Source organism: Pseudoxanthomonas sp. 3HH-4 (assembly GCF_006716465.1).
Classification (GTDB): Bacteria; Pseudomonadota; Gammaproteobacteria; order Xanthomonadales; family Xanthomonadaceae; genus Pseudoxanthomonas_A.
In genome coordinates this window covers 377357-400349 of sequence record NZ_VFPB01000001.1, presented here as the reverse complement: position 1 = coordinate 400349, position 22993 = coordinate 377357, and the positions used below count along the sequence as shown (strand labels likewise).

The 22993-nt window shown below is 66.9% G+C and carries 18 protein-coding genes; 8 read left to right on the top strand and 10 right to left on the bottom strand.

Annotation, left to right across the window (positions count from 1 at the left end):
- Position 1 precedes the first annotated feature (1 nt).
- Entirely contained in the window at positions 2-1261 is a 1260-nt protein-coding gene (locus tag FB548_RS01795) for a HAMP domain-containing sensor histidine kinase (protein ID WP_142123054.1), read from the bottom strand.
- Complete coding sequence (locus FB548_RS01790) at positions 1258-1950, bottom strand: response regulator transcription factor (RefSeq protein ID WP_142124057.1); 693 nt, start codon at positions 1948-1950, stop codon at positions 1258-1260. The genes FB548_RS01795 and FB548_RS01790 overlap by 4 nt, the downstream gene beginning before the upstream one ends.
- A gap of 177 nt (positions 1951-2127) precedes the next feature.
- Between FB548_RS01790 and FB548_RS01785 the strand changes: the two genes are divergently transcribed.
- The 5 genes from FB548_RS01785 (at position 2128) to FB548_RS01765 (ending at position 7402) form a co-directional block, all read left to right on the top strand.
- Entirely contained in the window at positions 2128-3795 is a 1668-nt protein-coding gene (locus FB548_RS01785; RefSeq protein ID WP_255470274.1) for a glycosyltransferase family 39 protein, read from the top strand.
- A 98-nt stretch (positions 3796-3893) separates the two neighbouring features.
- Complete coding sequence (locus FB548_RS01780; protein ID WP_142123052.1) at positions 3894-4646, top strand: phosphatase PAP2 family protein; 753 nt, start codon at positions 3894-3896, stop codon at positions 4644-4646.
- On the top strand, positions 4643-6310 hold the full coding sequence (locus FB548_RS01775; RefSeq protein ID WP_142123051.1) for a phosphoethanolamine--lipid A transferase: 1668 nt from the start codon (positions 4643-4645) through the stop codon (positions 6308-6310). The genes FB548_RS01780 and FB548_RS01775 overlap by 4 nt, the downstream gene beginning before the upstream one ends.
- 22 nt (positions 6311-6332) lie before the next feature.
- Entirely contained in the window at positions 6333-7067 is a 735-nt protein-coding gene (locus FB548_RS01770; protein WP_142123050.1) for a glycosyltransferase family 2 protein, read from the top strand.
- A 2-nt stretch (positions 7068-7069) separates the two neighbouring features.
- Positions 7070-7402, top strand: a complete 333-nt coding sequence (locus FB548_RS01765) for a lipid-A-disaccharide synthase N-terminal domain-containing protein (RefSeq protein ID WP_142124056.1) — start codon at positions 7070-7072, stop codon at positions 7400-7402.
- On the opposite strand, the gene FB548_RS01760 is transcribed toward FB548_RS01765, so the two are convergent.
- From FB548_RS01760 to FB548_RS01735, 6 genes are all read right to left on the bottom strand, one after another.
- Positions 7403-8482 carry a PQQ-dependent sugar dehydrogenase gene (locus tag FB548_RS01760; RefSeq protein WP_255470376.1) on the bottom strand — a complete coding sequence of 360 codons (1080 nt, stop codon included), beginning with the start codon at positions 8480-8482 and terminating at the stop codon, positions 7403-7405.
- Positions 8483-8747: 265 nt separating this feature from the next.
- Positions 8748-9818, bottom strand: a complete 1071-nt coding sequence (locus FB548_RS01755; RefSeq protein WP_142124054.1) for a heparan-alpha-glucosaminide N-acetyltransferase domain-containing protein — start codon at positions 9816-9818, stop codon at positions 8748-8750.
- A gap of 10 nt (positions 9819-9828) precedes the next feature.
- On the bottom strand, positions 9829-10965 hold the full coding sequence (nagA, locus tag FB548_RS01750; RefSeq protein ID WP_142123049.1) for an N-acetylglucosamine-6-phosphate deacetylase: 1137 nt from the start codon (positions 10963-10965) through the stop codon (positions 9829-9831).
- A gap of 123 nt (positions 10966-11088) precedes the next feature.
- Positions 11089-12126 (bottom strand): SIS domain-containing protein, encoded by a 1038-nt coding sequence (locus tag FB548_RS01745; protein ID WP_142123048.1) that lies wholly within the window; start codon positions 12124-12126, stop codon positions 11089-11091.
- Positions 12123-13190 (bottom strand): LacI family DNA-binding transcriptional regulator, encoded by a 1068-nt coding sequence (locus FB548_RS01740; protein WP_142123047.1) that lies wholly within the window; start codon positions 13188-13190, stop codon positions 12123-12125. The genes FB548_RS01745 and FB548_RS01740 overlap by 4 nt, the downstream gene beginning before the upstream one ends.
- An 11-nt stretch (positions 13191-13201) precedes the next feature.
- Positions 13202-14518 carry a sugar MFS transporter gene (locus FB548_RS01735; RefSeq protein WP_142123046.1) on the bottom strand — a complete coding sequence of 439 codons (1317 nt, stop codon included), beginning with the start codon at positions 14516-14518 and terminating at the stop codon, positions 13202-13204.
- Between the two features lie 382 nt (positions 14519-14900).
- Here FB548_RS01735 and FB548_RS01730 point away from each other — a divergent pair, with 382 nt between their 5' ends.
- The 3 genes from FB548_RS01730 to FB548_RS01720 all read left to right on the top strand — a co-directional run bounded on the left by FB548_RS01730 (position 14901) and on the right by FB548_RS01720 (position 21204).
- Positions 14901-15935, top strand: coding sequence for a glucokinase family protein (locus FB548_RS01730; protein ID WP_255470273.1), 1035 nt, complete (start codon positions 14901-14903; stop codon positions 15933-15935).
- Positions 15936-16080: 145 nt separating this feature from the next.
- Positions 16081-18771, top strand: coding sequence for a TonB-dependent receptor (locus tag FB548_RS01725; RefSeq protein WP_142123044.1), 2691 nt, complete (start codon positions 16081-16083; stop codon positions 18769-18771).
- Positions 18772-18870: 99 nt separating this feature from the next.
- A complete protein-coding gene (locus tag FB548_RS01720; protein ID WP_142123043.1) occupies positions 18871-21204 on the top strand; it encodes a family 20 glycosylhydrolase in 2334 nt (777 codons plus the stop codon).
- A gap of 98 nt (positions 21205-21302) precedes the next feature.
- Here the strand turns inward: FB548_RS01720 and FB548_RS01715 are convergent, their stop codons facing one another.
- Entirely contained in the window at positions 21303-21632 is a 330-nt protein-coding gene (locus FB548_RS01715; protein ID WP_255470375.1) for a VanZ family protein, read from the bottom strand.
- Between the two features lie 59 nt (positions 21633-21691).
- Complete coding sequence (locus FB548_RS01710) at positions 21692-22876, bottom strand: class I SAM-dependent methyltransferase (protein WP_142123041.1); 1185 nt, start codon at positions 22874-22876, stop codon at positions 21692-21694.
- Between the last annotated feature and the right edge of the window lie 117 nt (positions 22877-22993).

Below are 22993 nucleotides of genomic sequence, written 5' to 3'. Positions count from 1 at the left end.
GTCAGCGCGAGAGGCGCAGGCGGCTGATCGTGCCGCGCCCCGGTGCGGACTGGATCGACAGCGTCCAGCCCAGGTGTTCGCACAGGCGGGCTAACAGATCCAGTCCGATGCCGCCGCCTTCACGACTACCGCCGCGCGCCAGCTGTGCGTAGATGCGGCTGATGTCTTCCGGCGTCATGCCGTGCCCGGGATCCTGCAGGGTGACGGTGGCATCAGCGTCGAGGCGGACATGGATCTCGCCGCGGTCGCTGTTCTCGATGGCGTTGCGCAGCAGGTTGCCGACGGCCGCCTGGACGATGTGCAGTGGCGCGGAAACCGTGCATGGCCGCAGTTCGTCGACCACGACGGAAAGATCCTTGCCCGCCAGCAGGTGGCGATGGTCGTCGATGATGTCGGGCAGCAGTTCATGCAGCATCACCACTTCGTTGCTGCGCGACAACCTTGCGGGGTCCTTGGCCAGCGTCAGCAACAGGGCGATCAGGCGTTCCACGTCGCGGGCCGTGCGATGGATGCGTTGCACCTGCTGGCGTGCCGGCGCCGGCAGGCCCGGTTGCTCCAGCGCCAGTTCGCTGGCGCCCGCCATGATGGCGATAGGTGTACGCAGCTCGTGGCTGGCGGTGTCGATGAAGGTACGCTCGCGCTCGACGAAGTCATCCTGGCGGCGCAGGTAATCGTTCAGGGCGTTGGTGATGACATGCAGCTCGGAGCTGGCGCCATGCGCCACGACCACGCGCTGACCGGCATGATCGGGAGAAAGCGCGCCAATGTCGTTCGCCAGGTCGGACAGGGGACGCAGCGCCGTCCGCACGCCCCGGGCGACCATCACCCCTATGATCACCAGCGCGACGAACGCCAGACCCAGCGCTCCCAGGAGCAGGGCGTCCTCGATGGTCTCGATCCCGGTGATGTCGCGCACGACGAAGTAGTCAACGCCCTGTACACGCTGGACCAGCACCACGTTCTCGCGCCCGCCGAACCAGAAATCATCGTGCACGCCCTGCGGCAGCATCGACAGACCAGGCGGGGGCTGGCGGCCCGGCACGCTGTAGAGCTGTATCGCGTCGCTGTCATGCCATTCGTGGCCCGGGTCTGCGGCCTTTTGCTGCACGTAGTGCACGATCTCCCGCTGGAGCAGCAACTTCCAGACCCAGTCCTCGAGGAAATCATCAGCGAAGACCAGGATGATGATGGCGGCCAGCAGTACCGCATAACCACCGAGCAGGCGCCTGATTTCCGCATGCAGGCTACGGTGGCGCTTCATGCGTCCTTGGCCTCGTGCGGCACCGCCAACCGGTAGCCGGTGCGCGGAAGCGTCTGGATCAACTTGACCGGAAACGGACCATCGACGCTGCGCCGCAGTTCGTAGATGTGCGACCGGAGCATGTCGCCATCCGGTGGATCGTCGCCCCACAGGGCGTGCTCCAGTTGCTGACGGGTGACGGCGGCGGGACTGGCCTGCATCAGTGTCTCCAGCAGCTTGCGGCAGGCGGGGTACAGATGCAGCACCTGCCCGGCGCGGGTGGCCTCCAGCGTGGCGAGGTCGAGCTTGAGGTCGTGCACTTCCAGCACCTTGCGCCGCTGCCGGCCATGCATCCGCGCCATCAACGCCTCGAGCCGCACTTCGAGTTCCGGCAGCGCGAACGGCTTGGTCAGGTAGTCGTCGGCGCCCGCGCGGAAACCGGCGATCTTGTCGGGCAGCTCGTCACGTGCCGTCAGCATGATGACCGGGATGTCGGATGCGTGTTCCTCGCGCAGCCGGCGCAGCACCTCCGGGCCTTCCAGGCGTGGCAGCATCCAGTCCAGCACGATAGCGTCATAGGCTTGGGTGCTGGCCAGGTGCAGGCCGGTCACGCCATCGGGCGCCGCGTCCAGGGTATGGCCGCGCGCCTCGAAGTAGTCGAACAGGTTCGCCACCAGGTTCCGGTTGTCTTCGATGACCAGCAGCCGCATCGGCAAGGTCCGCGCCAGCAGGGGAAGGACCGGCAGCATCGCAGGCCGGACGTCGAAGTGCCGTCGGAATTCCGACGGTTCTCTCACGCCCCATGATCCACTATCGCGCGGCCCCTTGCAGATCGCCCGGTTCCGCCGATGCACTCTACGCGTCTTCGACAAACGCCCCACTGGCAGATGCCACTGCTTTACGCCCTGTTGGTCTGGGCATTGCTGGCAGGCTTGGGCATGCGCGAACCGATGCCGGCGGACGAACCGCGCTTCGTGCTGGCTGCGCGGACGATGGTGGAGACCGGCCAGTGGCTGTTCCCGCACCGTGGCGTGGAGCTGTACGCCGAGAAGCCGCCGACGTTCATGTGGCTGCAGGCCGCCAGCTACCTGCTGGTGCGGGACTGGCAGGTGGCGTTCCTGCTGCCCTCGCTGCTGGCCGCACTGCTGACGCTCTGGCTGTCCGGTGACCTGGCACGCCGCCTGTGGGGCCGGCGCGCGATGCCCTACGCCGTCTTCGGCCTCTTCGTCTGCCTGCAGTTCGCCCTGCAGGCCAAGCGTGCGCAGATCGACATGGTGCTGGTGGCCATGACCACGCTGTCGCTGTGGGCGTTGCTGCGCTATCTGCTGGAGAAGCCGAGTCCGTGGCTGCTGGCGCTCGGCACGTTCGCCGCCGGCCTGGGCACGGTGACCAAGGGAGTCGGCTTCCTGCCGCTGCTGGTGTTCCTGCCGTGGCTCTGGGTGCGCTGGAAATCACCCCGGACGCTGCCCGCACAGCGTGGCGTCCATGTGCTCGCAGGCGTTGCGGGCTTCCTGCTGGGTGCGGGCACCTGGCTGTTGCCGATGCTGGCCACGGCCTTGTCGTCGAGCGACCCGGCGCTGCAGGCGTATGCGCGCGAAATGCTGTTCAAGCAGACCGGCACGCGCTATGCCAATGCATGGCATCACGTGAAGCCGGCGTGGTACTACCTGCAAGCGATGCTGACGCTGTGGCTGCCCGGCGTACTGCTGGCGCCGTGGCTGTTGCCCGCGTGGTGGCGACGCGTGCGCCGGCCAGATGCGCGCCATGTCCTGCTGCTGGGTTGGGCGGCGCTGGTGCTGGTGTTCTTCAGCGCCAGTCCGGGCAAGCGCGAGGTCTACATCTTCCCGATGCTGCCGGCATTGGCGGTGGCAGCGGCACCGCTGCTCCCGGGCCTGCTGCGACGACGCGCGGTACGCGCAACGCTGTGGTCGTACATGGCCGTGCTGACATTGGTCGCAGGCGTGCTGGGCACATGGCTTTCGACGGCACCTCCCGAGCGCCTGCACGCACTGCTCGACGGCCGCGGCATGGACATGGCGACGGTCGCGCAGTTGAGCCGGTGGCTGCTCGGATTCGCCGTCGTGGCCATCGCTGCCATGGTCGTCGCGCGACGGCATGTGGCGGTGGCGCTGGTCGCCGTGACGGCCGCCCTGTGGACGGCGTATGGCATGGGCTTCATGCCGGCGCTCAGTCCGGACAGTTCGGCCAAGGCGCTGATGCAGCGCGTCGGCGAGCGGATCGGTCCGGATGCCGAACTGGCCATGCTGGGCTGGCGCGAACAGCATCTGCTGCAGGCGGACCGGCCCGTGACCGACTTCGGCTTCAAGCAACCCTGGGCGGACCAGTGGCAGCACGCGCACGCGTGGCTGCTGGAAGCACCGGCGAAGCGCTGGCTGTTCCTCCGCAGCGAAGCCATAGGCCCGTGCCTGGATCCGGCAAAGGTGGTCGACATCGGTGCGTCCAATCGGCGCGACTGGATCCTCGCGCCAGGCGAAGCATGGATCGATGGCTGCGATGTGCCGGCCGACTGGTCGGCGAACGTCAGCGAAGACTGAACCCGAAGCAACGCTGCGTGCAGGCGGGAATCGTTCGCAGGTGATTTAACGCGGTTCCGACGACTGTCCGACCGCGCTACGACATCGCGGCCACGAGCATGCGTGCACTTTCCTGCCGCCACATCCGCATGCCCGTTCCATCGCTTCCGCGCTCTCCTTCGACGGCAGGTTCCTGGCCGCACCTCGCGCTGCTTTCCTTACCCCTGCTGCTGATCGCGTGGCTGCTGGCGTGCCGCATCGACATGCCATGGGCGGGTTGGCTGTTCCATTGGGAAGGCGATGCGTGGTCGCTGAAGCGCAGCGTGTTGCTGGAAACCGTCCTGCATCGCGGCGGCCGCACCGCAAGCCTGCTGGCTTGGCTTGGCTTGCTGGCCGCCACCCTGGTGCACTGGGCGAAGCCTGCATCGGCCACATGGACGCGCCCTGCCAACCGCCTGCTGCTGGCACTGCTCGCGTCCACCGCATGCGTGGCCCTGTTGAAGGCGGTCACGCAGGTGGATTGCCCGTGGGATCTGGCGGGATTGGGCGGCCAGCGCGCCTACGTGCCGCTGCTGGCACCGCGCCCGGTTTCGTTGGGCCACGCCGCCTGCTTTCCCGCCGCGCATGCCGCCAGCGGCTACGCCTGGGTGGCGTTGTACTTCTTCTTCCTGCACGTCGCGCCCCGGTGGCGGCATGCAGGGCTTGCGATCGGGCTGCTGGCAGGTGGCGTCTTCGGCCTGGCGCAGCAGCTGCGCGGTGCGCACTTCCTGTCGCACGACGTCGCCAGCCTGGCGGTGTGCTGGACCATCGCCTGTGCCGTCGAGGGACTCGGCGCGCGACGCGACCCGGTGACGACGGAGGCATGCGCATGAGCGTTTCGGTGCTCGATCACGCAGGCATTCCCTCTCGTTGGCAACGGTTGCGTGCCGCGCTGGCGGTCCGCCCGCTGGTCGGCACGGAAACACTGATCCTGGCGGCCTGCCTTTACTTCAGCCTGTTCGCGAACGGGGTGTTCTGGCGGGCGGCATCCCCGCAGCCATGGGCACAGGGAACCTGGACGCTGTCGTTGTTCCTGCTGGTCACCGCGGTGCACGGGATCTGGCTGTCGCTGTTGGTTTGGGGCCGCACCGCGCGCGTGGCGCTGTCATTGCTGGTGGTGGTCGCGGCGCTGGCGGGGCATTACATGGCGGCGTACGGCATCTACATCGACGCCGACATGGTCCGCAACGTCCTGCACACCGACTGGCGCGAAGCCACCGACCTCGCCGGCCCGGATGCGCTGCTGCCATTGCTGGCGGCGGTGCCGCCTCTGTTCGTGGTGTGGCGCGTGCGCCTGCGGCCGCGCGGGGTTGCACGCGCAGTGCTGGCGCGCATCATCTTCCTCCTCGGCATGGTCCTGGTCGGGCTGGTCGGCGTGCTGCCTTCCCTGCAGCCGCTTACCGCCTTCCTGCGCAACCAGCGCGAAGTGCGCTACCTCGTCACGCCCGCCAACGTACTTGTATCGCTGACGAAGGTGGTCAGCGAAGACCCGCCCGGTCGCACCCATACCCAACTTCCCATCGGGGAGGACGCCGTGCAGTCGCCTGCCGCCACGATGCGGCGGCCGCGCCTGCTGGTGCTGGTAGTGGGCGAGACCGCGCGTGCCGCCAATTGGGGCCTCAACGGTTACGCGCGCCAGACCACGCCGGAACTGGCGGCACGCGGCGTCCTGAACTTCCCGCATGTCACTGCATGCGGAAGCAGCACCGAGGTCTCGCTGCCCTGCATGTTTTCCCCGTGGGGGCGCGAAAACTACGACGAAAAGGCGATCCGCAGCCACCAGTCGTTGCTGCACGTCCTGCAGCGCGCGGGCGTGGCCACGGTGTGGCGCGAGAACCAGTCCGGTTGCAAGGGCGTCTGCACCGGACTGCCGGTCGAAGACCTGCATGCACGCAAGGACCCCGCACTCTGCGACGGGACGCGCTGCTTCGACGGCATCCTGCTTGAAGGGCTGGAAGAAACCGTCGCGCGCAACAAGGGCGACCAGGTGATCGTCCTGCACATGCTGGGCAACCACGGCCCGACCTACTTCGAACGCTATCCTCCTGCTTTCCGTCGCTTCACGCCCGTCTGTGAGACCTCGGACCTGGGGCGCTGCAGCCGTGCGCACATCGTCAACGCATACGACAACGCACTCGCCTACACGGATCACGTGCTGGCGGGCGCGATCGATCGCCTGTCGACGCTCCCGGGCTACGACACGGCCCTGCTCTACGTCTCCGACCACGGCGAATCGCTGGGCGAGAAAGGCCTCTACCTGCACGGCATGCCCTATGCCATCGCGCCACGCGAGCAGCTCGACGTGCCGATGGTCGCGTGGTTCTCGCCCTCGTGGCGGCAATCCACGCACCTGGATCCGCAGTGCCTGCGCGACCGCACGGGCAGGCAGGCCAGCCATGACCAGCTTTTCCACACCGTACTGGGACTCACCGACGTGAAGACATCGCTGTATCGGCCGGACTACGACATTTTCCTGACCTGCAGGAGCGCACGCTGACATGGTCGAGACGAGCACTGCCATGACAAATCTTTCCGTCGTCATCCCTGTCTTCAACGAGGCCGGCAACATCGGGCCACTGGTTCACGAAGTGGTCCAGCACCTGCGTGGCCGTATCGCATTCGACATCGTCTGCGTGGACGACCAGTCCGAAGACGACACCCGTGATGTGCTCACGGCACTGAAGGCCGAAGTGCCGGAGTTGCGCGTGGTGGTGCATCACCGCCGCAGCGGCCAGAGCGCCGCCGTCCGCACCGGCGTGAAGCATGCGCTGTCGCCGTGGATCGTCACTCTCGACGGTGACGGCCAGAACGATCCCGGCGACATCCTCAAGCTGCTGGCGGCACGCGAGGCGGGCAACCCGCAGACCCGGCTCTACGCGGGCTGGCGGGTGGATCGCAAAGACACCAGCAGCAAGCGCTGGGCGTCGCGCTGGGCCAACCGCATCCGCCAGTGGCTCCTGCATGACGACACACCCGACACCGGCTGCGGCATCAAGCTGTTCGAGCGTGCGGCATTCCTCGAGCTTCCCTATTTCGACCACATGCACCGTTACCTGCCCGCGCTCATGCAACGCGCGGGCTGGATGACGGTCAGCGTGCCGGTGTCGCATCGTCCACGCGGGTCCGGGCAGTCGAAGTACACCAACCTGGGGCGTGCACTGGTCGGCATCCGCGACCTGATGGGCGTGTCCTGGCTGATCCATCGCAGTCACGTGACTGCGGTCAGCGAGGTCAACGCAGGACGGAAACCGTGAGCATGATGGACCAGGAAATCGTCTGGCTGGGCTGGACCGGCCTGCACATGACGCCGTGGAAACTTATCGGCCTGACCGGCGCGGCCCTGTTCGGCGCGCGCTGGCTGGTCCAGTTCATCGCATCGCGGCGCGCACGCCGTCCGGTGATCCCGCGCCTGTTCTGGTACATGAGCCTGTGCGGCAGCCTGATGGCGCTGAGCTACTTCCTGTTCTCGTCCAAGCAGGATGCGGTAGGCGTGCTGCAGAACCTGCTGCCGGCCTTCACCGCCGCCTACAGCCTCCACCTGGACATCCGTCACCAGCGCCAGCAGCAAGCGCTGGGAAGCACGCGCTGATCAGCTGCGATTGGGCGTCAGCTTCAACAGGCGGCCACCACTGCCGTCTTCCAGCAGCCACAGCGCGCCATCGGGCCCCTGTTCGACCTCGCGGATGCGGCGGCCCATCGGATAGCGACGCGCCTCGCGCGCCTGCGTGCCGTCGAACTCGATCTCGATCAGCGCCTGCGAGGCGAGCCCGCCAATGAAGCCCTTCCCGCGGTACCACGGGAACAGATTGCCCGAGTAGATGACGAAGCCCGCCGGCGCGATCACCGGTGTCCACCACGCCTCCGGCGCATTGAACTCCGGGCGTGTCGGGTGATCGGGAATCGGCGTGCCGCCGTAATGGTCGCCATTGGAGACCACCGGCCAACCGTAGTTGCTGCCGCGCTCGATCAGGTTGAGTTCGTCGCCGCCCGCCGGACCCATCTCGTGGGTCCACAAACGGCCACTGCCGTCGAAGGCGATGCCCAGCAGGTTGCGATGCCCGAGCGTCCACACCTGCGCAGCGATACCGCCCTGCGCGGCGAACGGATTGTCCGGCGGCACGCTGCCGTCGTCGTTGAGGCGGATCAGCTTTCCGAGCGACGACTGCAGGTCCTGTGCAGGTGCCATCGCCTGGCGGTCGCTGGACGTGATCCACAGCTTGCCATCCGCACCGAAGGCAAGCCGGTGTCCGTAGTGCGCGTCGCCGCTGACCTTCGGCAACTGCCGCCACACCACCTGCAGGTTGGACAGGCTGCCGCCATTGCCGCTGGCATCCAGCACCAGCGTTGCACGCGCCACCGCGGCGCCGCGCGTGCCGCCGCTGCCGGCTTCGGCATAGCTGAGGTAGACCAGCCGGTTGTCGGCGAAACGTGGATGCGGCAGCACGTCACCGAATCCGCCCTGTCCCCCGTACGCGACGGTGGGCACGCCGATGATTTCGCCGACCTGGCCCGTGGCGACATTGGCCAGTCGCAACTTGCCGGACTTCTCCGTCACCAGCAGGCGGCCATCGGGCAGGAACGTCATCGCCCAGGGCTCGTTGAACGTGCCCACCGGCGTGCTGGTGAAGGGCGGGTCCGGCACCGCCCGCGCGCGCGACAGGCCCGCCATGGTGCGACCTGGTCCCGATGCGGAGGCATCGAGTGCCGGCGACGCCACTGGCGCAATGCCCGCGACCGGTCCGGATGTCACGGAGCCCGTCCGCGAGGCCACCACGACCTTCACGCCCTGATCGTCCACCGTGGCCCGCTGGCATGCGGACAGGCTCAGGCAACAGGCGAGCAGCAACGACATCCTCATGCGGGCGGCATCCGGCGGGTGACTGGCTGCCGTTGTACTCCCGCGCGGTGAAGAAAAGCGTGATGGTTCCTGTGCTTCAGACCTTCAGGTACCAGCCCTGGCGGTCCATCAGGCGCACGATCAGCCACCACACGCCGACGAACGCCAGCGCGAACGCCAGCGACGGCACATAAGGACCGAATCGCGGCGTCATCCAGCCGGCGAAGCCGGCCTGGTAGATCGGCCCCATCCAGCCCATGCCGAGCAACACGTAGGTCATGACCGCCGCACCGACGTAGGCGGCAATGGCATTGATGCCGAAGCGGCGACCCAGCGGCGGCCAGCCATGTCGATCCACCAGCAGATGGCACGCCGCCAGCGCCAGCGTTGCGCAGCCGGTGGTGAACAGCACGTAGGACGATGTCCAGAGCGCCTTGTTCAATGGAAACGACGGCGCCCAGCCCAGGCCCAGCGCGACCGCGAGCACGCCCGCGACCGCAAGTGACTTCACCGCGCCCGCACGCAACGCCTCGCCCGCGCGCACTCCGAGCAGCGTGGTGGCGATGGCGGGCAACGTGCTGAGCAATCCTTCAGGATCCTGCCCGCGTCCCGTCGCGGGGTCCCACTGGTACAGCCAGTGTCCGGACAGCGCAGTGTCCACCCGGGCGGGAAGATGCTCGAAGGGCGCGTAGCCCCACGGCGCCAGCAGCGCCCAGTAACCGAGCAGCGTGGTCACGACCGCCGCCCATTGCGCGCGCGGTTTCAAGTACAGCGCGATCATCCCGCCGGCCGCGAAACAGATCCCGATCCGCTGCAGCACGCCCCAGGGACGGAACTGCGGGCGATCCAGCAACCAGAATGCGAGCAGGTGCAGGGCCATCCCCAGCGCGACGATCTTCGTCGCCCGCCACAGCACGGCACGCACCAGCACCTTGCGCTCCACGCCGGCCTCCATGCGCGGTACGACACCCAGCGCGATCGACACCCCGACGATGAAGAGGAAGAACGGGAACACCAGGTCGGTCGGTGTGACGCCATGCCATTCGGCGTGCAGCAGTGGCGCGTACACATGCGACCAGTCGCCCGGCGTATTGACCAGCAGCATCGCGGCGACGGTCAGGCCACGCAGTGCGTCGACGGAGGCGAAGCGGACCGGCGTGGCGCTCATGCGTACGGCGTCACGCACCACCGATCCAGGTGCCGACCACCTGCAGGCCGTCGTCCAGCGCGACCAGATCGGCGCGATAGCCGGGTGCGATCCGACCATGGGTGCTGCCCAGACCGAGGAAATCGGCGGGATACGTGGAGGCCATGCGCGCCGCCTCTTCCAGCGGCAGACCCAGCAGCCGCACGCAGTTGCGCACGGCGGTCGCCATGTCCAGCGCCGATCCCGCCAGTGCACCGGCGGCGTTGCGCACTACGCCGTCGATGGCGGTGATGGTTTCGCCATACAGGTCGAACGATGGATCGTCCGACCCGACCATCGGCATCGCATCGGTGACCAGGAACACCTTGCCGCGCGGCTTGGCAGCCAGCGCCACGCGCAGGCTGGCCGGATGCACGTGCACGCCATCGACGATCACGCCGCACCAGCAACCGTCGTCCTCCAGCGCCGCGCCCACCGCGCCGGGTTCGCGGCCCTGCAGTGGCGACATCGCGTTGTAGAGATGGGTGAAGCCACACACGCCGGCCTCGATGCCGGCACGGGCCTGCTCATACGTTGCCGCCGTATGCCCGGCGACTACGATCGCGCCGCGCGCCACCATCGCGCGGATGGTCTCGGCCGGCACCTGCTCCGGCGCCAGCGTCAGCAGGGTGACCCCGTTGTCGAGCGAGGTCGCCATCGCGACTTCATCCGCGCCCGGCACGCGGAACTTGGCCGCATCGTGCGTGCCCTTGCGCGCCGGCGCGATGTACGGGCCTTCCAGATGGATGCCGAGCACGCCCGGCACGCCTTGTGCGATGGCGTCACGCGTGGCGGCAACGGCATGCGCCATCACCTCGGCATCGTCGCTGATCAGCGTCGGCAACAGGCCGGTGGTGCCGAAGCGCCGGTGCGCCTGCGCGATGGTGCGGATCGCCTCGACGCTGGTGTCGTTGTTGAACAACGCGCCGCCGCCCCCGTTGACCTGCGCGTCGATGAAGCCGGGCAACAGGTAGCCGCCGCCCAGGTCGCGGACGTCATCGGCATGTCGTGCCGCCCGGGACGCATCGACCAGCGCGGAAACCCTGCCGCCCTCGACCAGGACCGCGAGGTCGGAACGGAATCCGTCGTCCGTGAGCACGTGGGTATTGATGATCGCAAAGGTGGACATGCGGCTTGAGACCTGGGAAATCGTGGGAATCGTCATCCCGGCGAACGCCTGGATCCATCTTGATTCTGCGGGACTACCGCAAAGCAGAATGGATTCCGGCTTCCGCCGGAATGACCGCGTGAATCAGACTGTCTCGGTGACTTTGTTCAGATGCGGCGGCACATCGGGATTGTGGCCGCGACGCAGCGCCAGTGCATTGATCGCGCGATAGAAGCTCTGGATGGTCAGCAGCGGCGCGCACGCCGGGTGCGGCGCTTCGACCAGCGGCAGATCGCCCTGCCGCGACGCCACCCACACCTGCGCGCCGCGACCGCGGAACTCCTGCGCCAGCGCCAGCGTGCCGGCCTCGGTTTCATCGGGCTGTGCGAAACAGAGCACCGGGAAACCCGGCCCCACCAGCGCCATCGGTCCATGCTTCACCTCGGCCGAACTGTAGGCTTCCGCATGCAGGCCGCAGGTTTCCTTGAACTTCAGGGCGGCTTCCTGCGCGGCGGCCAGGCCCAACCCGCGGCCGAGCACGAACAGGTTGTGCGCGCCGACCAGCCCCTCCACCAACGGCGACCAGTCCGCCTGCCATGCGCGCCGCAGCGCGTCCGGCAGCGCCTCCGTCGCCCCATGCAACGGCGCTTCGTCCTTCCAGTACGCGGCCAGCTGCAGGATGGCCGCCAGCGAGCCGAGATAACTCTTGGTCGCCGCGACGCTGCGCTCGGGACCGGCGCGCAGCGGCAGCACCGTGTCGGCGAGTTGCGCCAGCGGGGAGTCCTCCACGTTGACCAGCGCCACCACGCGCGCGCCGGACTCCTTCGCCTGCGTCGCGTTGCGCAGCAGATCCGGGCTCTTGCCCGATTGCGAGATCACCACGTACAGCGCGCCGTCCAGCCGCTGCTTCGCTTCGTAGACCGAACCCACCGATGGCGAGGCCGATGCGGTCACCACGCCCAGCTGGGTTTCGAAGAGGTACTTCGCATAGGTGGCCGCATGGTCGGAACTGCCCCGCGCGCAAGTGACGACGAAGGGCGGCGGATTGCGGCGGAGGTCGTCGGCCAGCGCCTTCACCGTGGCGGCGTTGCGGGTGTACTGGTCGGCGACGATGTCGGCGGTCTGGGCCGCCTCCTGGTGCATCAGCGTATCGGAGGGTGCGGGCAACGAGGTGTCGGTCATGGGGAGGTCGGTTCGGGTCGGTCCGCGCGCGGCCTGACCGGCGCAGTGGAGCCACGCACCACCAGTTGCGGCACGAAGCCCTGGTTGTGCACGGGCGAAGGATTGTCGTCGTAGGCGTCCTGGCGCAGGCCGGCGATCAGCAGGCGTGCGGCCTGCTTCGCGATGTCCTGCGTGGCCTGCTTGGCGGTGGTCAGCGGTGGCCACGACTGCTTGGAGAACGGGCTGTCTTCGAACCCGGCGATGGACAGGTCGTAAGGCACGTTCATGCCGGTGGACTTCGCGGCGGCCAGCACGCCGGCCGCGATTTCGTCGTTGGAACCGAAGATCGCCGTCGGCGGCTCACGCAGCGCGAGCAGGCGGCGCGCGCCACGGAAACCATCGTCGAAGGTGTAGTCGCCCGGCACGATGAGGTGCTTGTCGAGCTGGATGCCGTAATCCTTCAGCGCCTTCTCGTAGCCGGCATAGCGCTCCGTACTCGACCGGTGCGCCAGGCCGCCCCAGAGGAAACCGATGCGCTGGTGGCCGAGCTGGATCAGGTGTTCGGTGATCTCGTACGCGGCGTCACGGTCGTCGACGTAGACGCAGGGCAGGCCGTCTTCCGGATCCTCGGTGGCGGCGATGATGCGCACCAGCTTCACTCCGCGCGCGGCCAATGCCGTGACCAGGTCGGCGCGCTCGGACATCGGCGCGGTCAGCACTAGGCCGGCCAGGCGCGAGCGCTGCACGAATTCCACCAGCTCCTCCGCCAGCAGCGGTGAAGTGGAATCGACCGGATGGATCTGCAGGCCGAAGCCGGTTTCCTTGCACGCCGCCAGCACGCCGTTCTGCACGCCGATGATGTGGTACGGGTTGGGGTTGTCGTACACCAGTCCGATCACGAACGGCGTGCCGCTGCGCAGGTTGCGCGCGGACTGGTCCGGCTCGTAGTCCAGTTCGGCGATGGCGTGCAGCACGCGCGCGCGCGTGCCCTGCAGCACCGACGGTTCGTTGTTGATGACCCGGGACACGGTCTTCAGCGAGACCTTCGCGCGTTCGGCGACGTCCTTGATGGTGGGTCGGCGCATGGGCGTTTCCGTCATGGAGGCGAGTCCGCCATGATGCCGCGTTCCGGCACGGCCGTCGCCGGCCGCGAGCGGCCTACCCGGTGCCCGGCCAGCGCGTAGTACAGGATGTACAGATACCCCGGCACGGCCAGCCCGGCGAATACGGCCTGGAAGTCGTAATGCTGCTTCAGCACCGCGAACGCCTGCGGCAGGATCGCCCCGCCTGCGATGCCCATGATCAGCAGGGCCGAACCCGTCTCGGTATGCCGGCCCAGGCCCTTGATCGCCAGCGGGAAGATCGCCGGCCACATCATCGCGTTGGCGAAGCCCAGCGCCGCGACGAAGCCGACCGATACGTAGCCGCGCGTCAACAGCGCGCCGAGCGCGAACAGCACACCCAGCGTCGCGGAGATCGCAAGGTAGCGCTCTTGCGACACGAAGCGCGGGATCGCCACCAGTCCGGCCACATAGCCGATCAGCATCGCCGTCAGCGTGAATGACGTGAAGAACTTGGTCTGGTCCAGCGACAGGCCGAAGCCGTTGCCGTAGGCGCCGATCGCGTCGCCCGCCAGCACTTCCACGCCCACGTAGACGAACAGGCAGAGCACGCCCAGCCACAGGTGCGGGAACCGCGCCAGGCCACGCTCGCCGTCCGCGGCATCGTCCACCGGCGCGGCGTTGACCTCCGACGGCTTCACCTCCGGCAGCGGCGAGAACAGGATGCCGATGGCGACCACCACCAGGACGCCGGCCATCACCAGGTACGGCAGATGGATCTTCGCCGCGAACGCATCCAGCAGCGCCGCCTTGCCGGCGGCATCCGCGGTCTCCACCTGCGCGGCCAGATCACCCACCCCATGCAGCACCAGCGTGCCGATCACGATGGGCGCGAGGATGCCGGCGACCTTGTTGCAGATACCCATCAACGCGATGCGCTGGGCCGCGCTTTCGATGGGACCGAGGATGCTGACGTACGGGTTCACCGCCGTCTGCAGCAACGCCAGGCCGCCACCGATCACGAACAGGCCGGCCAATGCGCCGGGATACCAGCGCTGGGTGGAGAATTCGCCGAACATCGCCGCGCCCACCGCCATCACGAACAGACTGATGGCCAGCCCCTTCTTCATGCCGGTGCGCTTGAGCAGCGCGGCCGCCGGCAGGGCGAGGAAGAAATACGACAGATAGAACACCATCAGCACGAGGAAGGCATTCACCTCGTCCAGGTCGAAGGCCAGCCTGACGAAGGTGATCAGCGGTCCGTTGATCCAGGTGAAGAACCCGATGATGAAGAACAGCAGGCCAACGATGGCCAGCGAGCGAAGCGGGTTGGAGCCGGGTGCGATGGTCATGGGAATCTCCTCTGGCTGGCCGATGGGCTGGGTCCGGAACCGACCCGACATCGGGAACAACGTTGTCAAAGACTTCGTGGAAGAACACCTGGATCGGCAGTTGTGGCGACGGCACGACCCCTTACTGTGAGCGCCAAGGCCTCATGCACTGCAACATGAAGTCCTGCGAGACTTCGAGAAAATTGGCCTTAATATTCAATAATTAACGCCACTTATGGAGTTAATAAATTCCTGAATGCACCAATTGTTTCCATTTTGCTACGCCAGACCGCTTGCCAGACGCCTATTTGATGACAGAGTCTTGACAACGTTGTCAAACACTTTCCACACTCGGGCCATATCGGGATGCGGGAGTCCCGGCCGCGAACATGTGGGGAGACGTGTGGTCGCCATTGCAAATCCACTACCGGCAGATGCCATCCGCAGGGCGGAAGACGCCTTCATCGCGGCGGACGTCGGTGGCACGCATGTCCGCATCGGCCTGGTCCGCGGCAGCGGCGATCCGGGTGCGCCGGTCAGCGTGCTCGAGTACCGCAAGTACGTCTGCGCCGACCACGCGGGCCTGGGTGACATCGTCGGCGACTTCCTTGCCCGACTGGGTCCGGCCCGGGCAACGCGTGCCGTGATCGCCAGCGCCGGCTACGCGCTGGAAGACGGCACCGTCATCACCAACAACCTGCCGTGGCGGCTGTCGCCGAACGAACTGCGCGCGCAGCTCGGCTTCGACGACGTCCGCCTGGTCAACGATTTCGAAGCCGTGGCGCACGCCGCGGCGCAGATGGACGCCAGCGAAGTGCTGCAGCTGGCCGGGCCGGCCATCGCGCCGAAGCACGGGCCCACGCTGATCCTCGGGCCCGGCACCGGCCTGGGCGCTGCGGTCTGGATTCCGACCGGCAAGCGCGCCGTTGTGCTGGCGACCGAGGCCGGCCAGGCCGCGCTGACCGCCGGCAACGCGCTGGAAATGGCGCTGCTCACCGAAATGCTGAAGACCCGCACGCACGTGCCGGTCGAGCAGGCCCTCTCCGGTCCCGGTCTGATGAACCTGCATGCCGCGCTGTGCGCGGTGCGTGGCGCGGCGCCTTCGACCTATGCGCGCCCCGGCGACATCACCGCCGCGGCGTTGTCCGGCAGCGACCCGACGGCGCGCGAGAGCCTGGACGTGTTCTGCGGCCTGCTGGGCAGCGTGGTTGGCGACATGGCGCTGCTCTACGGCGTGCAGGGCGGCGTGTACCTGGCCGGCGGCATCTTGCCGAAGATCCGCGATTTCCTGATCCAGAGCAGCTTCGTGCCGCGCTTCCTCAACAAGGGATCGATGCGCGAGGCGCTGGAACGCATTCCCGTGAAGCTGGTGGAGCACGGGCAGTTGGGCGTCATCGGGGCGGCCAGGTGGTACCTGGATCGCGACGAGGGCCAATGAAGGAAAGCGCCGGCACAGGCGCGAAGCATGAAGGGGCGGGGTGCAGGGGACACGTGCAACGCCAGGCGACATCGAAGTACCAAGCACGGCGGAACAGCGCGAGCGATGGCTGCCGGAACTCTAAAACAATGATGGGAGAGACATCATGAAGTACCGCACCTCGATCCTTTCGGCCTCGATCGCCGCCGGGCTCGCGTTCTCGATGCAGGTCAACGCGCAGGACGCCACCCCGGCCGATACGACGGCGACCGACCTCGACACCGTCGTCGTCACCGGCATCCGCGGCAGCATCGAAAAGGCCCTCGATGCCAAGCGCGATGCCGCCACCCACGTCGAAGTCGTCACGGCAGAAGACATCGGCAAGCTGCCGGCCAAGAACGTGGCCGACACGCTGCGCCAGCTGCCCGGCGTCAACATCGCCTCCTCCAGCGCCAGCGAAGGCGGCTTCGACGAAGCCGACCGCGTCAGCCTGCGCGGCACCAATCCCAGCCTCACCCAGACCCTCGTCAACGGCCACACCATTGGCACGGGCGACTGGTTCGTGCTCAGCCAGGTAGGCAACGTCGGCCGCAGCGTGAGCTACTCGCTGTATCCGTCCGAGATCGTGGACCGCGTGGTCGTGCACAAGACCTCCGAAGCGAAGCTCGTGGAAGGCGGCACCGCCGGCTCGGTCAACATCATCACCCGTCGTCCGCTGCAGTTCGCCGAGCCGCTGACCATCCAAGGCTCCATCGGCGCGGTGCATTCCGACTTGCCGGGCGACACCAAACCGCAGCTCGACGCACTGCTGAACTGGCGCAACGACGAAGGCACCGCCGGCTTCCTGGTGCAGATCTTCAACGAAGAGCGCAGCCTGCGCCGCGACGGCCAGGAAGTGGTGGGCGGCTATGGCACCATCACGTCGGCCAATCCCGAGCTCAATGGCGCGCTCTACCCCAACCTGATCGGCGCGGCACTGTTCGAACAGGTGCGCAAGCGTCAGGGCGGCGTGGCCAACATCGAAGCCAAGGTCACCGATAACCTGACCCTGAACGTCAACGCGTTCTACTCGCGCCTGAAGGCGGACAATTACAACCGCAACTACATGATGTGGGCGAGCCAGTTCGTCAATTCGAATACGCCCACCAGCTACACGGTCGAGAACGGCGTGCTTACCAGCGCCACCTACGCTCCCAGCACAAACACGCCTGCCGTTCCTTACGGCGTGTACGACATGATCTCCCGCCCAGGCGCGGTCTCGACCTCCAAGTACATCGCGCTCGATGCCGAATGGAATGCCAGCGACGCACTGAAGTTCGTGTTCCAGCTCGGTTCCACAAAGGGCAACGGCAGCAGCCCCACGCAGGACGTGCTGGAAACCGGCATCGCCGGCAACGCCGGCGCGAGCTGGAACATGAACGGCGTGGGAAACCCGATCGACTGGTCGCTGGGCGGCACCAACACGGCCGCGAACCACCTGCCTCAGAACGGCTGGATCTTCGGAGCGCAAGGCATCGACGTGCTGGACAAGGAAGACTGGGCCTCGGCCGACGGCCAGTTCTTCTTCGACAGTGACACCTTGTCGTCCCTGGACTTCGGCTATCGCTACGCCACGCACGAACGCAGCAATGACTTCTCGCTCGCGCAGGGGCCGAACTGGGCCAGCAACTGGACCGACATCACCGCCTATCCGGCGGCCGGCGGCGCATACCCCAGCGATTTCGGCGTCGGCGGCAACGTGCCGTCGGGCATCTGGTACTACACGCCCGGGCAGCTGGCGCAGATCAACGCCGACTTCGCCAACCGGAACAATCCCGAACGCTTCTACTTCTCCGACGTGTACGGCGTGGAGGAAGACATCAATGCCGTGTATGCGCAGCTGAACTTCCGGGGCGACCGCTGGAGCGGCAACGCCGGCCTGCGCTACGTGCGGACGCAGACGGACGTGCACTACAACCAGGCGCTCGCGCCAAACTCCGGCATTCCCGGTGCGATCGTGGGCTCCGCATTCGGCGACTACCTGCCGGTCGTGGTCAACAACGACTACAACGAACTGCTACCCAGCGTGAACTTCAAGTTCGAACTGACCGACAGCCTGGTGGCGCGCGTCTCGGGCAGCAAGACCATGACCCGCCCGGATTTCTCGGCGCTGGCCGGTTCGCTGACACTCAACGATCTGACGCACGAAGGTAGCGGCGGCAACCCGAACCTTGATCCACTCGTCTCGACCAACTTCGATGCCTCGCTTGAGTGGTACTTCGCACCGCGCGCGCTGTTGGCCGCCAGCGTGTTCTCGATGGACATGGACGGCTATGTCGATTTCGACAACGTCGTCGTGCAGTACAAGGACCAACAGGCCAGCCAAGCCGCCGGTACCGACGTCTACAGCGACTACCTGGTATCGATCCCGGTCAACTCGAACGGCAAGGCCCGCGGCGTGGAGCTGACCTACGAGCAGCCGATCGGCGAGAACTTCGGTTTCAACGCCAACTACACCTACGTGGATGGCGACGCCGATGGCGGCAAGCCGCTGAACGGCACGTCCGAGAACACCTACAACCTGTCGGCCTGGTACGAGAACGATCGTTTCAACGCGCGCGTGAACTACAGCTACCGCAGCTCGTTCTACGCCGGTGTCAGCCGCACCGACAACTTCTACCAGGACGACTTCGCCACGGTGTCGGCTTCGCTGGGCTTCAAGGCCACCGACTGGCTGACCATCAGCCTGGATGGTCTGAACCTCAACGATCCGAAGCTGAAGTACTACACGGAGAACGACGCGGTGCCGGGCTACCTGCCGCATGCCTTCTACAGCAACGGCCGTCAGTACTACCTGAACTTCCGCTTCAAGTTCTAAGCCGCACGATGTAAGGGAACACTCTCCCTCTGCGGGCCCGGATCCGTCCGGGCCCGTTTTTTTTTGGGCATGCTGTGCCCATCGCTACCGAGGACACCGATGAAACGACCCATCGCCCATCGCGCCCTGGCCGGACTGGCCTTCGCCCTGCTCGCCCTGACCGGCTGCACGCCGAAGGCGGGTGACGACACCGACGCGACCACCTCTGCGCCCATCACTCCGTCACTGATCCCCGCACCTGCCGCACTGCAGACGGGCGAAGGCGCCTTTGACATCACTGCGGACACGCGCCTTGCCGCCAGCGGCGAAGCGGCGACGCGCGTCGCGCAGCAGTTCGCGACCTATCTGCAGTCGGCAGGTGGCCCGGCCTTGGCGACCACGCAGGACACAGGCAAGGGCGCGATCCGTTTCGTGCTGGAACCGGACGCCACCGACAAGAATCCCGAGGCCTACGCCCTGGACGTGACGCCCGACGGCGTCACCGTGAAGGCGCATGACGAACGCGGCCTGTTCTACGGTGCCGTAACGCTGTGGCAGCTCGCCACGCAGGGCGACAAGAGCGGCGTCACCCTGCCGGCGCTGCATATCGAGGACGCGCCCCGCTTCGGCTGGCGCGGCTTCATGCTGGACCCGGCGCGCCACTTCCAGCAGGTCGATGACGTCAAGAAGATCATCGACGCGATGGCCCTGCACAAGCTCAATACCCTGCACTGGCACCTGACCGACGACCAGGGCTGGCGCATCGAGATCAAGCAGTATCCCAAGCTCACCGACATCGGCGGCTGCCGCATTCCCGCCGGCGACGGCGGCAAGGATCCGACGACCGGCGAGCCGCGCCCCTACTGCGGCTTCTACACGCAAGACCAGATCCGCGACGTGGTGAAGTACGCCGCCGAACGCCACATCACCGTGGTGCCGGAGATCAACGTGCCGGGCCATGCGACAGCCGCCATTGCCGCGTATCCCGAACTGGGTTCGATCGACACGCCGCTGGTGCCGTCGAACGAATGGGGCGTGTTCCCGAACCTGGTCAATGTCGAAGAAGGCACCATCACCTTCTTCGAGAACGTGCTGGGTGAAGTGGTCACGCTGTTCCCCGGCACCTACGTGCACATCGGCGGCGACGAAGCGGTGAAGGACCAGTGGGAAGCCTCGGCACGCGAGCAGGCGCGCATGCGCGAGGTGGGTGCGAAGACCGAGATGGACCTGCAGGGTTACCTGGTCGGACGTCTTGAGAAGTATCTCGCCACGCACGGCAAGCGCTTGATCGGCTGGGACGAGATCCTTGAAGCCAAGTTGCCGCCGGAAGCCACGGTGATGTCGTGGCGGGGCATCGAGGGTGGCTTGCAGGCTGCGCGCCAGGGTCATGACGTGGTGATGTCGCCTTCCAGCAAGACGTACCTCGACTACCTGCAGACCGCCTCGCCGAACGAGCCGCCGGGTCGTCCGGCCCTGATCACGCTGCAGGATGTCTACGGCTTCGATCCGGTGCCGACGGAACTGGAAGAGAGCCAGCGCCACCATATCCTCGGTATCCAGGCCAACCTGTGGACCGAACACACGCGCACCTTCGCCCGGCTGCAGCACAACGCGTTCCCGCGCCTGGCCGCCGTGGCTGAAACCGGCTGGACGCCGGCGGCGAAGAAGGACTTCGCCAACTTCACCGCCCGCCTGCCCGCGCAGTTGAAGCGCTACGACGCCATCGGACTGGGCTACGCGAAGACGCCGTTCGAAGCCATGATCGCGACCGAGGACGACCGCAAGGCCGGCACGGCAAAGATCACCTTGTCGAACCCGCTGGGCTATGCCGTGCGCTACACCACGGACGGCAGCGAACCGAAGGCGACGTCACCGGCCTTCACGACGCCGCTGGACGTGAAGCTTCCCGCCACCGTGCGCGCCGCGGCATTCGCCGAGGGCCGTGCGCTGGCACCTGCGTCCACGTTCGAACTGACGCCCGCCTCGCTGCTGTCGCGCACCGACGAAGCGATGGCCGTGTGTCCGGACGCCGGACGCCTGCTGCTGCGACTGGAAGACGATGGTCCGGCCGATGGCGAGCGCGCGATCTTCAACGCCACCATCTTCTATCCCTGCTGGCAGTGGAACCAGGCCGATCTGGACGGCATCGCATCGATCAAGGTGCGCGCGGGGAGAATCCCGTACTACTTCCAGCTGGCGCACGACGAGCCCAGCCGCAACTTCGAACCGGCGAAGTCGCCATTGGGCGAACTGGAAATCCTGGGCGGCGGCTGCACGGGCCGCACGCTGGCGACGGTGGCGTTGCCGGCCGCGCCCGACGCCGATGGTTTCCTCGATCTCGAGGCGCCACTTCCCGCCGGTACGACCGGCAGGCAGGACCTGTGCGTGCGTTTCACCGGCGACACGCGTCCACAGATGTGGGTCTTGGACCGGATCACGCTGCAGCCCCAGTAACCATCAGGATCCCGCAGGAGGGGCTTCGGCCCCGATGCCTTTCGTCAAACCTATGGGATGTCGACCTAAGAGCATCGGGGCAGTAGCCCCTCCCACCTTTATCCGCGCAGGCGCAGCAGCAGGTCGCGCAGCGGGGTGGCCATCGTCGCCAGGCCGGCCAGCACGCCCAGCGTGTTCGCCACTGCATCACGCGGATCGGCCATGCGCGTACTGGTCAGCATTCCCTGCGCGAACTCCAGGCCGATGCCCAGCGCGACCAGCAGCAGTGCGACGAGCAGGCAGGCACGGCGCTTGGCGAACAGCTGCACGGCTGACGCGGAAAGCAGTGCGTACGCCAGGAAGTGCTCGACCTTGTCGCCACCTGCCGGCACCGGCGGCAATCCACTCAGGTTCACCAGCGACAACACGACCACGGTCGTGACCGCCATCAACCACAGTGGCAGCCACAGCCGCGGACGACGGAACGGCTTGAGCGCGAATATCCCGCTCACAGGCGCCAGCTCAGGTCGTTGAACAGGAACGCCACGCCGAACTCCACGTCGCGCGAAAAACCCATCACCTGGAATCGTTCCCCCATCTCGCTGGGCAAGGTCAGCCGCTTGGCCTCGTTGCGCAGGCGCAACAACGTGGTCTCGTCCGCGCGCGCTTCGGCTTCGGCCAACCGTTCCTGCAGGCCGTTGCCCAGCAGGAAGTTGGCCTGCGTGGTGTAACCCGCCATGTCGAAGCCCGCCTGCGTGCCGGCTTCCGCCAGCGCGGTGAAATCCACCGACGCGGTGATGTCCTGCAGGCCTGGCCACAGGTAGGGATCGTTGTGCACCCGATGGCGGTAATACGCCCGCAGCGTGCCGTCGTCCCGGTCAGGCTGGTAGAACTCGCGCCGCGTGTAGCCGTAATCGGCGAAGAGCATCGCACCGCGATCCAGGCCTCCCATCACCGCCTGTATCCAGTACGGCAGTTGCGGCAGCAGTTCCGAGCGGTAGCCGTCCGGGAACGGCTGCTCAAGATAGCGCTCGACATGGCGCACGGCGGCGGCGAGCAGCGCGTCGGCCGGCCGGTCGGTGCGGACGAAGCGACCTTCGCCGTCCAGCGCCACGCCTTCCTCGAACACTTCGCCATCGCGCAGCGTAAAGCGCGGCGTCGGCAGGGCATCGATCACTTCGTTGGCGAACAGGACACCATCCCAGGTTTCGGACGGCGGGCCGTCGAGCCATTCGAGTAGGTCGAAGACCGGCGGAATCAGGCGTTGCTCCAGTCGCTCACGCTGGCGCTCGCGCAGGTCTGCGCTGGGCTCGAGGATCGCGTAGCGCGCCGGCAGGGCATCCAGCGCCAGCAGCCGCTTGAGCATGATCTCGGCAAAGGCGCCGCTGCCGCCGCCGATCTCGACGAACCCGGCCTCCGGGCCCAGCTGCTGCAACACCGGCGCCACCGCCTGTGCCACGCAACTGGCGAACAACGGCCCCATTTCCGGCGCGGTGGTGAAATCACCCGCCTCGCCGAACTTGGTACTGCCCGCGCTGTAGTAACCCAGTCCGGGCGCGTAGAGGCTGCGCTCCATGAACCGTGAAAACGGCATGCTGCCGCCCTCTGCCGCGATTTCGGTGCGGATCAGCGCAGCCAGGCGCTCGCTATGGGCCTGTGCCGCATCGTCGGGAACGGGTAGATCAGCCTGCATGACGCACCTGGAGCGGGAAACCACGTCATTGTACGGGCCGATTCACATTGGCACCGCAGCCCTAGCCAACCCCCGGGGCCACGCATAGAATCGTGGTGCACAGCAGCAACGGACACG